Here is a 13,026-nt window from a genome sequence, read left to right on the forward strand (position 1 = left end):
ATTGTGCAGTTTTTAATAAAAGTTAAGTGTTTATTATTTGTCTCCTTAAATAATCAAACCGGAGTGTCCAAGCAAATATCGCCTGAAATCCAAATTTTGGGAAATAGTAAAGTGCTTTACTTTGAAGGCTATATAGAGGTGCCTGCAGACGGAGTTTATACTTTTTACCTAAGTGCCAATGCCGGCGGAGTGCTACGTATTCACGAATCTACCGTTATTGATGCGGATTATGGGTACACAAGAAACTCCAAAATGAGCGGGCAATACAGGCTAAAAGCCGGATTGCATCCCATTTCATTGTATTACAGAAGCGGTAAAAAGGGAAAGCCACAATTTAATCTTGAATGGAACGGTCCAACATTTGCCAAAGAAGCAATTCCAGAGTCGGTTTTGTTTCATTAAAATGAGCTTAAGATGGTGCTCACCCTTGGGTTTCCTGAAAATTAGACTTTTGCTTTCTAAAGAAAGGATCCAAAATTTTTATCAAGTATACGATACCTATAAGTGCTAAAACGCTACCGGCTGCATAACGGCCTTGTGCATAATAGTATATGGCTCCGGCCACGCCAAAAATGGTGTGAAAAATGTCTATGTAGATACTACCGCGTATAAGTTTTTCCATACGACTAGATTTAGGGTGGTTAAGTAATTAAGATGTTGTATACACTACTGTATGCTAGTAGTTTAGGGCGCTGTTCCTTTAAATTTAGCACATATCTTTCACATATAAAAACAAAATAACTTTTTTAATGATAGGGGTATGGTAACGAAGATTTTAAGTTTTGTTTTTTACGATATCCTCAAGGATTTCGGCGATTCTATTTTTGATGAATTTTCTCCCTATTCCTATGATTAGGACCATAAGAAGAAAACTTGCTGGTATTAGTTTAAAACTAAATTCATTTTGAGGGAAAAACAGGAATATTAAAAGAATGGTAAGGCTAACACCCGCAGCAAAGAAAATTAAATATTCCAGACTGCTAGTGCCCTTTATTTCTATTTTTTGGTTGGGTAGCTCCAAAAGTTCAATACGCCCTTTTCTAAAGATGTTCATGCCGGCAAATTCATCAGCGCCGGAATTTGTGGTAAAATGCACAGGAGAACTAAAGTCAATACCATTATCACTAACCTTGGTCCCGAAATTGCGGTTATGGAGCACATGCTGGGCATACGACCGTAATTGGTCAGAATCAATTTGAAAGCTATTTGTGATAGCTATCCTTTGTTGTAGAGAAAGTTCTAAACCAAAAATAGTCTGCATTGGTCTCTTGTTTATAGAACGGCGTGGTATGGATTCTCACACTTTCTACCCCTCTTTATTTCACTCATATAGTTCTGCTTAAAAGTGTGGTATTTCTTACAGAGAAGCAAAGAACGATTAACGGAAAGCATGCATTTTCATGTTTAAAATTGACTTGCTTGTTTATAGTGGATTTTAGGTGAAAATGGAATTGCTAGTTTAGGATTATTTTAAAAAAGCTTGGGTCATTGGTGGTTTCAAATTCGGCTTTGTCAATACGGACTTCCCTATAGGTAGTGCTAGAACAGCAGTCACCACTTTTCCGTTCTGCATCAACATACAGTTCAAATATAGGTTGGGTCGCAATTTGTATGGAATACGTAACTGTTTCGGTTTTCCAGCCTACTGTGTTAATTTTCAAGATATTATAGTCGTCTTCATCAATAAAAGAAAATGCAACGGAGCTCTGGTCTTCCAAATCCATGACCTTAATATCATCAGAGTTATAGGTGCCATTGGTAAATACATTCTCTCCGGAGGTTTTATCCTCCAGTTCAAACTGAAAAGGCGTTGGAGGGGTAAAGCAGCTAACATTTTCGCAATCATCCTTGCAGGATGCGTAGAACGTTACCCATAATAAGCAAACTATTTTAGCGCCGAGTTTTATTTTTGTCATTGGGTATAGATGTCGCTTTTTTACGCTAATCTATTAAAGTTGATTTATTCATGAAAAACTTTGATCAGACCACGAATACGTTTAGTGTCTAAAAATGCTTTAGGCGGCAATAATGCTAATTTTTTTCTGTTTTAATTATCTCTTTTGTAGTTGAGCTGAATTAAATGTTTTTGAGGACTAAGATGTTATTGTTTTTTATAAAAGCTAATTACATACCCTTAAAGATATCTATATTTAGCCATCGTTAACAATGAAATCTTTTAAACTGGAACCTGAAATTCAATGTTTTTGTTTAGATATTTAAGCCCCTAAACGGTATGATCAAGAGCTATAAATATTTGATGTATTTTTTTATGATATTGGCCATCCTTATCGCGTGCAATAAGGAGGTTAATCTTGTAACTGAAGTAGAATTCGATTTATTAGGTGATAATACCGAGGAAGGATATGTTAATGAGTCTTTTGCAACGGTTTTAACGGTATTTCCAGAGGAAATTTTAGAGGATATTACCTATACTTTTAAGTATACAGTAGAGGTAGGGGAAGGCATTTTAGAGGATGATAATGGGGAGCCTTTAGTTCCAGGAGAAATATATCCTTTTGATGGGCTGTCCCGTAACCTAAACTATATAAGTTCTGAAGCCGGAGAGCACAAAGTCCTCATACAAGCAGAAGATTCGTATGGTTTTACGGAGAAACTTGAGTTGACCTATACTCTTAGAAATGTTCCTGCAACATGGACAGCCACTGCTGCCGATACGGAACTTCTTGTGGGCGCTGCTACAACTATTACGGTAACCCTTGGCGATGAAGGGAGTGGTTTTACCTCATACGAACGTAACTATAATATTACTGTTGGATCGGGTGAATGGACTGAACAAGATGGTACGGAACTGGAAACGGACACCTACGTTCAAATCGTTCCGGGCACTTATCAATATAATTTTGTGGCAAAGGAATTAGGTAGGGTAACACTTTCTTTTGACCTCCAGGACGGTAACGGACAAGTATTAACCACAGATGTAATCCTTGAAGTGGTGGAGGAACTCTCATCGGACGAGAATGAGATTCTTGCGTTCTCTCTTCCTGAACAAATTGGCACGGCCATAATCGACTCAGAGAACCTTACCATAGCTGTAACGGTCCCAGAGGGAAGTGAACGTAATATTGCACCAACGATATTAACGGTGTCTGATGATGCCACAGTTTCACCAGGAGCTGATGTCCAACAAGATTTTGTAAACGATGTTGTATATACTGTCACGGCAGCGAATGGAAATGAAAAAGAGTGGACGGTAACGGTAACGGAGCAAGCCATCGCTTTTGAAATAACTTCGTTTACTATTGATGGGGTAGAAGGCGTTATAGCGGATACGGATATTAGCGTAGAATTGCCTTCGGGTACGGATGTTACCGCATTGATTCCAACTATAGAGTTTACTGGTGAATCCGTGAGCCCTATGTCGGGAGAGGAACAAGATTTTAGTTCTTCCATTACGTATACAGTTACCGAGGGTAGTATGACTAAAGCGTATACGGTTACGGTAACCACTGTCGCTAACGAACCACCTACGGCTAATGATTTTACGGTTAATGTTATTACGAATTCTATTAACAATAATATCGACATAGACCCACATATCGCTGACCCAGAAAACGACAATCTTACCGTAGCTATAGGTAGTGGTCCTTCCAATGGCAGTGCAACCATTTCGGGAACGATCATCAGCTATACCCCGAACAACGGATTTTCCGGTAACGACGTTATCACGTATACGGTCAATGACGGCAACAACCCTGCGGTGAGTGCAACCCTAACGGTACAGGTAAGTGCAGTAGCAAACCAACCACCAACTGCCAATGACTTTACGGCCACCGTAGCCGGTAATTCCAGCAATAATGCCATTGATGTGTCCGGAGAAATCAACGATCCTGAAAACGATAATCTTACTGTGGGTATAGCTAGCGGTCCTTCCAATGGAAATGCGACCGTTTCGGGTACAATAATCAGTTATACCCCGAACAACGGATTTTCCGGTAACGACATTATCACGTATACGGTCAATGACGGCAACAACCCTACGGTGAGCGCAACGCTAACGGTACAGGTTAGTGCAATAGCAAACCAACCGCCAACTGCCAATGACTTTACGGCCACCGTAGCCGGTAATTCCAGCAATAATGCCATTGATGTGTCCGGAGAGATCAACGATCCTGAAAACGATAATCTTACCGTGGCTATAGGTAGTGGTCCTTCCAATGGCAGTGCAACTGTTTCGGGAACTATTATCAGCTATACCCCGAACAACGGATTTTCCGGTAACGACGTTATCACGTATACGGTCAATGACGGCAACAATCCTACGGTGAGCGCAACGCTAACGGTACAGGTTAGTGCAGTGGCAAACCAACCGCCAACTGCCAATGACTTTACGGCCACCGTAGCCGGTAATTCCAGCAATAATGCCATTGATGTGTCCGGAGAGATCAACGATCCTGAAAACGATAATCTTACCGTGGCTATAGGTGGCGGCCCGTTTAATGGCAGTGCGACCATCTCTGGAACGATTATCAGCTATACCCCGAACAATGGATTTTCCGGTAACGACATTATCACGTATACGGTCAATGACGGAAACAACCCTACGGTGAGTGCAACCCTAACGGTACAGGTTAGTGCAGTGGCAAACCAACCGCCAACTGCCAATGACTTTACGTTCACGGTAGATGGTAATACCAGCAATAATGCCATTGATGTGTCCGGAGAAATTAACGATCCTGAAAACGATAATCTTACCGTGGCTATAGGTGGCGGCCCGTTTAATGGCAGTGCGACCATCTCGGGAACGATCATCACTTATACCCCGAACAACGGATTTTCCGGTAACGATGCTATCACCTACACGGTCAATGACGGAAACAACCCTACGGTGAGTGCAACCCTAACGGTACAGGTTAGTGCAGTGGCAAACCAACCGCCAACTGCCAATGACTTTACGGCCACCGTAGCAGGTAACTCCAGTAACAATGACATTGATGTGTCCGGAGAGATCAACGATCCTGAAAATGATAATCTTGCCGTGGGTATAGGAAGTGGTCCTTCCAATGGTAATGCGACCATTTCAGGCACAATCATCAGCTATACCCCGAACAATGGATTTTCCGGTGACGACGTTATCACCTACACGGTCAATGACGGCAACAGCCCTGTAGTAAGCGCAACGTTAACGATTACCGTATTAAATATAGCTCCAAATGCTGTAGCTTCAGGACCTAGTAGCGCTGCGCCTAATTCCTTGGTTTCATTTGCGGGAGATGGTTCTTCAGACGCTAATCCTGACACGTTAACCTATTTATGGAATTTTGGTGACGGCAACTTTTCAAATGAAATGAATCCAACCCATACCTATACAAGTACAGGGGATTATGATGTAGAACTAACGGTTAACGATGGTAAGGGGGGAAGTGATTCAATGACGATTAGCATATCAATTGAAACTCCAATTACTTTTAATCGAACAACAGGTGTTTATACTGCTCCTGCCGGATCAAATGTTACAATTGAAATTGTTACTACCAACGCTACAGGTAAGGGAGATGCAACTTTAGAGGTGCGTACAGCACTCGGCGGAACTCTTCTATTATCGTTGATTAATACGTGGAATACCACACCAGGTAACCCGCAAAGTGATATAAATTCAGGAAATTTTGTTATGCCGAGTAGTGGGGAGGTTTATTTGAGTGGGAGTCATACAAATAGAATACCACCAGAAGGTATAAATGTTACAGGAATAACTATTTCCAATAGTCTAGGAGGGTCAATTGGAGAATATATGGATGATAATTACCCTATCCCACAATAATAGTACTATGTAATAAAGGACATTAACGTGATAATATTATCAGCAGGAGGATTCCCCTCCATTAAATGATTATGGGCTACCTTTGCACCAATACCTAAAGCAATTAAAAAAGATAGTACTAATCCCAATGTAGCCCATCCATAGTTTGCAATTAAAATAAAGAGAATAAGCCTTCTCCTGTAGCAAATAAAGGTAAATATATGACGGCTAGAATTGTCATTAGGCCAATGGGAAAACCTAATGTACATGGGGTTAGAATGCTCTAGACAATTGATTTGTTTAAATGTGTTTCTTGTTAATTATAGGATTACATTAACTCTTTAACCGATAATATAATTTTGTTCCAAAAGTAAATTCAACTCCAATTTTACTTCCTTCGTTTCTGAAATACGGAGAAAAATGTTCTTCATTGATTGTGCCTTGCCTTAGGTCCACAAAATTATCGTACGTATTTATGCGGTAGCGTATACCCACTCCCGTGTATATATTAAGACCTATGCTGCGACTTAAATTTATGAACATCCCAAATTTAGGAACTAGTCCCATTTTTATTCGGTTATAATCTGCTTTGTTAAACCTTCGGTAGTTGTTTTGTTCGTCAAAAAAAGATTGCGTAGTGAATTCTTCGGTATGGTCAATGTAAAAGGCCTCTAACGCAAAATACTTTAGCGTTTTTCTATTGGGGTTTATGATATAGTAGAATTCTGGGCGTATTTTCCATAAGATATATTTTTCGCCGGTATTTATTAAAGAAACGTTTTTGTTTCCATAGCCCACATCAATTCCAATTTTTGATTTTTCGGTCAGATTTTTTAGATACCCTAGACGCCATCTAGGCGTATAGTTGCCTTTAAAATGAATAAAAAAGGGAGAAATAAGGTCCGTTGTTAGGTAACTTTCGTTTAAAGGCTCCCTATCCTTTTCGCTCTGGGCAAGCAGGACAGAAGGTAAGACTACAAATAGAACAAAAAAGTGCTTAATAGAGAAATGCTAATTTCAGGTCTAGCCCGTACTATAGATTTGATTATAAATATTGTGTTAAAAATCTAGGTAAGGCTGTAAGGGTATGTAAGGAATATGTTATGAATTGTAGGGTAAAAGAAAATACTCTACTTCTTTTGAGCGGAGGAGTTTAGTAAACCGAACAATATTTTAATATTCTGTTTTCAGTTTCTATTATCAGCCACATTTCATGCGCTTGGCCTTAACAAGCTCCAACTTCCTTTCTTTTCTATTTTTTACTCTCTATAGGTTAACCTTTTATTTTTTGTGCCATAAATAGGTATAAAATCTAAAGAAATAAAAATTATGAAAACTATTCTGAGAGTTTTAGCAGGTGGCTTAATGGTGTTGACCCTAACATTGGCATCTTGTTCAAAAGATGGTTCGGATGGAGATATTGGGCCCATGGGGCCTGCCGGAGAACAGGGCGTACAAGGTGAGCAAGGGCCAAAAGGAGATACAGGTGAACAGGGAGAAACAGGAACCGCAAACGTTATGTATAGCGATTGGCTAGACCAAGATTTTAGTTATTTGGATGGAGCACGGTCAAAAAGTATGAAAGTAGATGAGGTTAGGCTTACCCAAGAGTTTTTAGACAATGGTGGGTTTGTATTGTGCTTTTATAGAAGTAGTTCTAATGCTGTATACCAATTACCTTTAGTTTTTGATCACTCCGGTTTTGCCATACGACGGTATTTTGTCGCTATTCATTTTGATGATAGGGGAGAAATAAGATTTCAAGTGACCTCTACGGACGATACAGACCTTAGCGACCACGAATTAACCGGTTCCTCTATAGCCAAACCACAATACAAGTACGTTATGATTCCCGGGGGCGTATCTCTTGCTGGGCGTTCTGAGCGGTCCAACTTTAAGAAAATGAGCTATGAGGAGCTTATGGACTATTTTGGATTGGCGTATTAGGTTTTAGAGGTGTAATTCTGCCTGGTTTGGTTGGTCTTTTTTCTGTTAGTTAAAGTTAGGTGCGCAATTTAAGTTTCTATTTTAAGGTTGAATGTTCTTGTGAAAAGCTTTACCTGCACTGGTCATGAACCTGTTCTTAACCATCAAAAGGCCTTATGGTTACTTGTAAAAAACGGTGTAGAGCACTCGTTGCAAACGAACGCTAGCGGGGGGCTTAGGCACTAGCATGATGCCTGTGCCATCTGGGGTATTGATTAATTTATTTTTTTATATCCAAAGCTAACCCCGTTTTGGTCTTCTATGCGCATTTTAGTAAACAGAAATCAGTATATTAGTCAATTCCAACCGTTATATGGGCTATGGTTCGCTACTGCAAGCAAGCTGATAATTCGTAGACTTTTTAAACTATTTAAGCATGAGACCCGTTACCATTCGTATTACAAATCTAACATTAGGGAATGCACACATAACGAGTTATCCTTATAGACCAAACAGACCTTCTACTTTATATAGAGTCCCTTTATACCGTGTTAGCATTGAGGGTAAAACTTCCGGAAATAATTCGGTGATCGAAGATTTTGAGGCTATACGTTTTGGAGTACATAGAACAACTACGGAAGGACCTAGAGTTGTGGGATTAGCCGATGCTCAAACACATACGCTAACATGGGATTATATAAGTACAATGGACGATGATGCATGGAGAGTATATGATGGGTTTTTTATTCACCAAGGTCCTAGTAACCCTATTTCTGGTGGTTATGGTTCAATTGGGTGCATAGAAATTTGTGGTGGTGGTGAATGGGACAGATTTAATGATACAATTAGGAATCTGACAGGAGAGAATAGCTTAACTCAGATAAGCAATAGTCAATTATTGACTGCTGAGTATGAAAGTGCCACACGTCCTTCATTAATAACAGTGTAAAAATGAAACAGGTACTAATTACTTTATTTAGTGTTCTCTCGTTTTGTAGTTGTAAAAGCGCTAACAACCAAAGCAAATTGATTCCTGAGCAATCAACTGTACAAAATGATAGTGTTACGGAGACTCCCATTAAGGTGTTCACTGTTCTATTTGATAGTGTTCAGACAGACGCTGTAGAACAATTAACACAGCTTAATGAACGCTTAAACAGAGGGTATAAAGATGCTGGCGATATAAAGGGAGAAGAATATATAGAGCGAAGATTAAACAATTACAAAGCCAAAAGATTTGCGGGAACCTTAGCCCAAGATTTTGATAATAGTGATTTTACAAAGGCAACCCGATTAAACGTTTCTTTTTTAACTAAAAACGAAGAAAACCCTAACGGAAATATCAAGGTAGAAGAATGGTTTTTTAAAGATGAGGACACCGCTAATTCTTGTTTTCAGAGTTTACAAAATTATAGGGAACGAGAAATACATTTTAAATTCATTAGTTGGATATGGGTACAGCAAAACAACAAATTATTCCTCATATTTTCCACAGACTTTGTGGTGGATTCTAAACCTATGCAAACCATAAAGCAAAATTTAATAGATTTGGTAAAGGAGCGGGGAAAATATAATCTTATCGAAATGGATTGAATTCTTAATAGGGTTCAATGTCCATTAGTATTTCTTTAATTGAATGTATGCCTAATTTGTATTACGGGTTGGTTAAGAAACGTTATTTTCTTACTTATTAGGAACATCACAGTTTTCCTCAAGCTCTAATTTAAGATCATTTTCAAATCGGCTGAAATCTAAACTATCACTAAGATTATATTGCCCATAAATACTGACTAAATATTTTTCGATACTTTTTTTTCTAATTCTGTCAACGACTTGCCCTGATAATTCAGGTTCATTTCTTGCCAGGGTACAAATGTCATCAGCCACGGTTGTGATAATATTTTCGGAATTGTTTCGCAGTGTTCTAAACAAGGAGTCAATTCTAACAAATTCGGGACAATGGGTTTTTAGTCCTTCGGATAATATGTCAGAAGCATTATTTTCCACGAATTCAGTACTTTTTTTAGGATTGTCGTTCGCGAAATTTTCTAAAATTTTTTTGACTTTTTCGGGATGATTGGTAGTCGATTCCTTTAAACAATCTTTGGTTCTATAGGCTAATTCACTTTCATTGGATTTATCCTTGATTTGATTGACACAATCACAGGTAGATTCGTAAAAGTTATTTTGGGCATATGTTGAATGAACCGTGAAAAGTAATACTAGAATTAAAATAATTTTCATTCTTAGATTTATTGTGTCCAGAAGCATGTTATTCCTTAATAAATAGGGGAGTAAAGGAATTGTATTATCCGTTCATCCCAAAATTTTTCTTGAACCCTTCCGCAGATTTAATTAAGTATATGCTATAGATTAGACTTCCCAGTATAAACAGCTTCATTATTACACCCCTTAAAACTGAATTCGGGTCGACAATGAAGTTGATGGAGTAAACACCGATTAATAATGCTAAAGGAATAATGGTTAGCATAAGCGGACTTTTTTTTATAAAATAAGCACAGAATAAAAATACAACGATTAGTACAGCATTGAGTAAAATATGTATTAATTGATATGTACCATTGAAGAAACCTATAGCAAGAAATACTAAGTTGATAACGGTAACCCCATAAAGTATTTTCTGACTTTTTTCTATTGAAGCTTCAGAATCAACTAAAACGCCTTTTTGGTTGATAAACTTTCCAATATGAATGGCTTTTTCTTTTTCAGTTCCGCTAAAGGGATATCTACAATTACTGCAAATATCTACTGATTCTAGATATTCTTTTTTACATGAAGGGCAATTCATATTTTCCATTATGAGGGGTTATAAAAATAGAGGTTCACACTTTAACTACTTCAGTAATCGTTAAAGGTCGCTCCAAAAATTTCACTAAATATCGCAAAATTATCATTATATGTTTACTTATTTTGATGATATTTCTTACTAATTATTGTGTGTAGGAGATTCTAGGAATGTTGGTTCACCGTTCAGCATGGATGGAGGTAGACTTGGTTATAGCTTTTATGGCAGGTGTGTAACTGTTACCTTTTTATAAGTAATCTATCATTTTCCAAGTATTCAAAGCCCATTCCAAATCACTTTCGTTGTCAAAATAAAAAAAGGCATTCAATACTTCATTATCAACAATGCAAAAGCCACAGATTAAGTTATATTCTATATCTTTTTGTTGGCTATATTCTTTAATGTGATAACCTATTTTAATTCGGTTTCCTTGGTCAAGTTGATACTTCTTTAGTACCTTGTTCTCAGCATTTCTTTTGCTGATTTCTTCTTTTTTTTCTTTAAGAATTTCTTCTTTGAATTTACCATCGTAGCTCCAAATATCTAAACGTAGTGTTTTGTCATTAGTGGTAAACATGATGCCATCTTCATCTTTATTTTTAATAAAGAGGTTATTAATTGAAAGTTTCCAATTTTCGGTTAATTGATTTTCAATCATAAAATCATCTTCTAACGGATAGTCAAAGACTTCATACCAATCTTTATTAGGTTCTCTTTCCCATACTGTTCCAACTCCTTTGTATAATAGTAGTTCTGAAATTGAATTGTCAATTTTTAAAATGGTTTTCGGGTCATAAATACCGAAGTTATTAGCATTTTCGGAGTATTGGTCACTTTCAAATCCTGAAAATAAACGCCAGCCGCTATCGTTTTCATTAGTTGGTTTTTCTCTGAAAATGAACAAAGGTTTGTAACTCTCTTCAACTATCATTTTGGAACACATAACACCGCCTATACTAGGGAAGTTATCAATGCTGAACTCTCTCATTTCGGTTTTTTTAATGGGTATAAAGTATAGTTACGAGCAGAATCCGCAACTACGTCTTTATGTAACGTGTATTGGGAAACGTTATTTCCTTTCCTCTTTGGCTCTCTTCATTGCCATTCTATCATAACTCTTAAAATAAAGGTTGTTCGCATCTGGAAAGTACTTAGATATTGTCAGATCAATCTCTCCTTGTTCACAATTAGCTACTGTTCCGCATGGTAAACTGTCTTTATGAATTCTAGTTCTGAATTTAAATCTACCTTGTTGGTAAACGTAACTAATGTACAAATCCATATAAGAATCAGAAATGCTATTTATTTGGTCTATACTAGCTTTTATAGGAATACTATCTTTAAATAAGGTGTTTGTTCCTATTGATTTACGTTGTATTCGTATTTTAGAATTGTATGGGTTGGTAGAGTCATATTCAACAAAATAAAAGTGTTGTTTCTGAGCTTTTGCGTTTCTAATATAGTTTGGCCAGCCTGCGTCGTCAGGGTCACTTGTATCAAAAAGCTCTCCATTCACGTAAAATTGGTAATCTATATACCCATTTTTGCGATATTTAAAATCGGTTACTTTTCCAATAGTCATTTTTCTATGTTTACTTAAAGAGGTTTCTTTTTGCCACGTATGATAAGAACCAATTAGTATAACTCCAAAAATGAGCGAAAAAACGATTAGGTCTTTTTTATCTTTTAGTTTCTGCAAGAGTTAATTTTAGATACAATAACGGTTTAGGCAAAAGTGTATTGCCGTGTTCTCTATGCTTTCCTGCACAGTGATTGTTTTGGGTTGAACCTGATTTTTTCACCTGTCTATACGCAAAAATCATTTTCTGCTCAGCTTCAATCTCCCTTTTTGATTTGTGTTGCTAGTTTACTCGCAGGTTCACAAGCGTGCCGCTTGCTCCAGCAGGGGAGTTTACAGCAGCCTAAATTTCATTTGGTTCATTATTCTCCAATTTCCGCGGATATTGATGGACTTTTTTATAATCAAAAGAAATTCTATAGCTCCACTAGTACATTCTAGCGTAATATCTCCTCGCTCAACAAGTACGTTCCGGTAGGGATTAACATTATAACGGACTCCCGTTAAAACTATATTTTCCCATTCCACACCAAAAGAGTTTCCTTTTTTAATCAACTGTCTAAAATTTTTAATTAGCTCCACTTTAAAATTAGCTAATACCGAATCTGTTGCAGGAATGGTTTCTTGCGGTCGTGCTTCTTTAATTAGCGGAACAAGGTGTTCAATATCTTTTTTGGTAGGTAAGCACTTTAAAATTTTCTTTTCGTTGTTCTTTTTAAAGGCTTTGAATACAGTAGTTACCATCTTGTTGTTTTCTAAATTCTCTTGTGCAAAAACAGGATTGTAGGCTATTAGAAAAACTATCAAGAATACATTGTAGAAGTGGTTAGGTAGTAGTTGCGTTTTCAATTGGGGACAGATTAGTTATGAAAAGCAAAGATAGCGTAAATGAAGTATTCATTGTGCTCATGTAACTGGGTGTTTTTGGGTTGAGCTACTAGTCTAACACAGATTAGG

14 protein-coding genes are annotated in these 13,026 nt (G+C 37.5%); 5 read left to right on the top strand and 9 right to left on the bottom strand.

Going from position 1 to position 13,026, the window contains the following annotated elements; genetic code table 11:
• The first annotated feature begins 63 nt into the window (after positions 1-63).
• The gene (locus tag KO513_RS14915; RefSeq protein ID WP_215914083.1) at positions 64-402 is read left to right on the top strand and encodes a PA14 domain-containing protein; all 339 of its coding nucleotides are present in this window, start codon (positions 64-66) and stop codon (positions 400-402) included.
• Between the two features lie 19 nt (positions 403-421).
• Here KO513_RS14915 and KO513_RS14920 read toward each other — a convergent pair whose 3' ends face one another.
• From KO513_RS14920 to KO513_RS14930, 3 genes are all read right to left on the bottom strand, one after another.
• A complete protein-coding gene (locus KO513_RS14920) occupies positions 422-622 on the bottom strand; it encodes a hypothetical protein (protein WP_215439595.1) in 201 nt (66 codons plus the stop codon).
• Between the two features lie 153 nt (positions 623-775).
• Positions 776-1,261, bottom strand: a complete 486-nt coding sequence (locus tag KO513_RS14925; protein ID WP_215914084.1) for a hypothetical protein — start codon at positions 1,259-1,261, stop codon at positions 776-778.
• A 193-nt stretch (positions 1,262-1,454) separates the two neighbouring features.
• Positions 1,455-1,916 (bottom strand): hypothetical protein, encoded by a 462-nt coding sequence (locus KO513_RS14930; protein ID WP_215914085.1) that lies wholly within the window; start codon positions 1,914-1,916, stop codon positions 1,455-1,457.
• A gap of 317 nt (positions 1,917-2,233) precedes the next feature.
• Between KO513_RS14930 and KO513_RS14935 the strand changes: the two genes are divergently transcribed.
• Positions 2,234-5,779, top strand: coding sequence for an Ig-like domain-containing protein (locus KO513_RS14935; RefSeq protein WP_215914086.1), 3,546 nt, complete (start codon positions 2,234-2,236; stop codon positions 5,777-5,779).
• Positions 5,780-6,091: 312 nt separating this feature from the next.
• On the opposite strand, the gene KO513_RS14940 is transcribed toward KO513_RS14935, so the two are convergent.
• Entirely contained in the window at positions 6,092-6,556 is a 465-nt protein-coding gene (locus KO513_RS14940) for a hypothetical protein (RefSeq protein ID WP_215914087.1), read from the bottom strand.
• Positions 6,557-7,087: 531 nt separating this feature from the next.
• Between KO513_RS14940 and KO513_RS14945 the strand changes: the two genes are divergently transcribed.
• The 3 genes from KO513_RS14945 (at position 7,088) to KO513_RS14955 (ending at position 9,277) form a co-directional block, all read left to right on the top strand.
• Positions 7,088-7,705, top strand: a complete 618-nt coding sequence (locus KO513_RS14945; RefSeq protein ID WP_215914411.1) for a collagen-like protein — start codon at positions 7,088-7,090, stop codon at positions 7,703-7,705.
• A 415-nt stretch (positions 7,706-8,120) separates the two neighbouring features.
• A complete protein-coding gene (locus KO513_RS14950) occupies positions 8,121-8,633 on the top strand; it encodes a hypothetical protein (RefSeq protein WP_215914088.1) in 513 nt (170 codons plus the stop codon).
• Positions 8,634-8,635: 2 nt separating this feature from the next.
• On the top strand, positions 8,636-9,277 hold the full coding sequence (locus KO513_RS14955; RefSeq protein ID WP_215914089.1) for a hypothetical protein: 642 nt from the start codon (positions 8,636-8,638) through the stop codon (positions 9,275-9,277).
• 90 nt (positions 9,278-9,367) lie between these two features.
• Here the strand turns inward: KO513_RS14955 and KO513_RS14960 are convergent, their stop codons facing one another.
• The 5 genes from KO513_RS14960 to KO513_RS14980 form a co-directional block, all read right to left on the bottom strand.
• Positions 9,368-9,928: a hypothetical protein gene (locus tag KO513_RS14960; protein ID WP_215914090.1), complete on the bottom strand. Its 561-nt coding sequence runs from the start codon at positions 9,926-9,928 to the stop codon at positions 9,368-9,370.
• Positions 9,929-9,992: 64 nt separating this feature from the next.
• Positions 9,993-10,502, bottom strand: a complete 510-nt coding sequence (locus KO513_RS14965; protein ID WP_215914091.1) for a hypothetical protein — start codon at positions 10,500-10,502, stop codon at positions 9,993-9,995.
• Between the two features lie 235 nt (positions 10,503-10,737).
• On the bottom strand, positions 10,738-11,478 hold the full coding sequence (locus tag KO513_RS14970; RefSeq protein WP_215914092.1) for a DUF2185 domain-containing protein: 741 nt from the start codon (positions 11,476-11,478) through the stop codon (positions 10,738-10,740).
• Between the two features lie 81 nt (positions 11,479-11,559).
• Positions 11,560-12,189, bottom strand: coding sequence for a hypothetical protein (locus KO513_RS14975; RefSeq protein WP_215914093.1), 630 nt, complete (start codon positions 12,187-12,189; stop codon positions 11,560-11,562).
• Between the two features lie 213 nt (positions 12,190-12,402).
• Complete coding sequence (locus KO513_RS14980; RefSeq protein ID WP_215914094.1) at positions 12,403-12,918, bottom strand: hypothetical protein; 516 nt, start codon at positions 12,916-12,918, stop codon at positions 12,403-12,405.
• Positions 12,919-13,026 lie beyond the last annotated feature (108 nt).

Origin of the sequence: Zobellia sp. B3R18, from assembly GCF_018860715.1 — a bacterium.
Classification (GTDB): domain Bacteria; phylum Bacteroidota; class Bacteroidia; order Flavobacteriales; family Flavobacteriaceae; genus Zobellia; species Zobellia russellii.

Excerpts from the sequence above, each read along its gene's own strand:
- KO513_RS14920 (WP_215439595.1), bottom strand. The coding sequence starts at position 622 with ATGGAAAAACTTATACGCGGTAGTATCTACATAGACATTTTTCACACC.
- KO513_RS14925 (WP_215914084.1), bottom strand. The coding sequence starts at position 1,261 with ATGCAGACTATTTTTGGTTTAGAACTTTCTCTACAACAAAGGATAGCT.
- KO513_RS14930 (WP_215914085.1), bottom strand. The coding sequence starts at position 1,916 with ATGACAAAAATAAAACTCGGCGCTAAAATAGTTTGCTTATTATGGGTA.
- KO513_RS14935 (WP_215914086.1), top strand. The coding sequence starts at position 2,234 with ATGATCAAGAGCTATAAATATTTGATGTATTTTTTTATGATATTGGCC.
- KO513_RS14945 (WP_215914411.1), top strand. The coding sequence starts at position 7,088 with ATGAAAACTATTCTGAGAGTTTTAGCAGGTGGCTTAATGGTGTTGACC.
- KO513_RS14950 (WP_215914088.1), top strand. The coding sequence starts at position 8,121 with ATGAGACCCGTTACCATTCGTATTACAAATCTAACATTAGGGAATGCA.
- KO513_RS14955 (WP_215914089.1), top strand. The coding sequence starts at position 8,636 with ATGAAACAGGTACTAATTACTTTATTTAGTGTTCTCTCGTTTTGTAGT.
- KO513_RS14960 (WP_215914090.1), bottom strand. The coding sequence starts at position 9,928 with ATGAAAATTATTTTAATTCTAGTATTACTTTTCACGGTTCATTCAACA.
- KO513_RS14965 (WP_215914091.1), bottom strand. The coding sequence starts at position 10,502 with ATGGAAAATATGAATTGCCCTTCATGTAAAAAAGAATATCTAGAATCA.
- KO513_RS14970 (WP_215914092.1), bottom strand. The coding sequence starts at position 11,478 with ATGAGAGAGTTCAGCATTGATAACTTCCCTAGTATAGGCGGTGTTATG.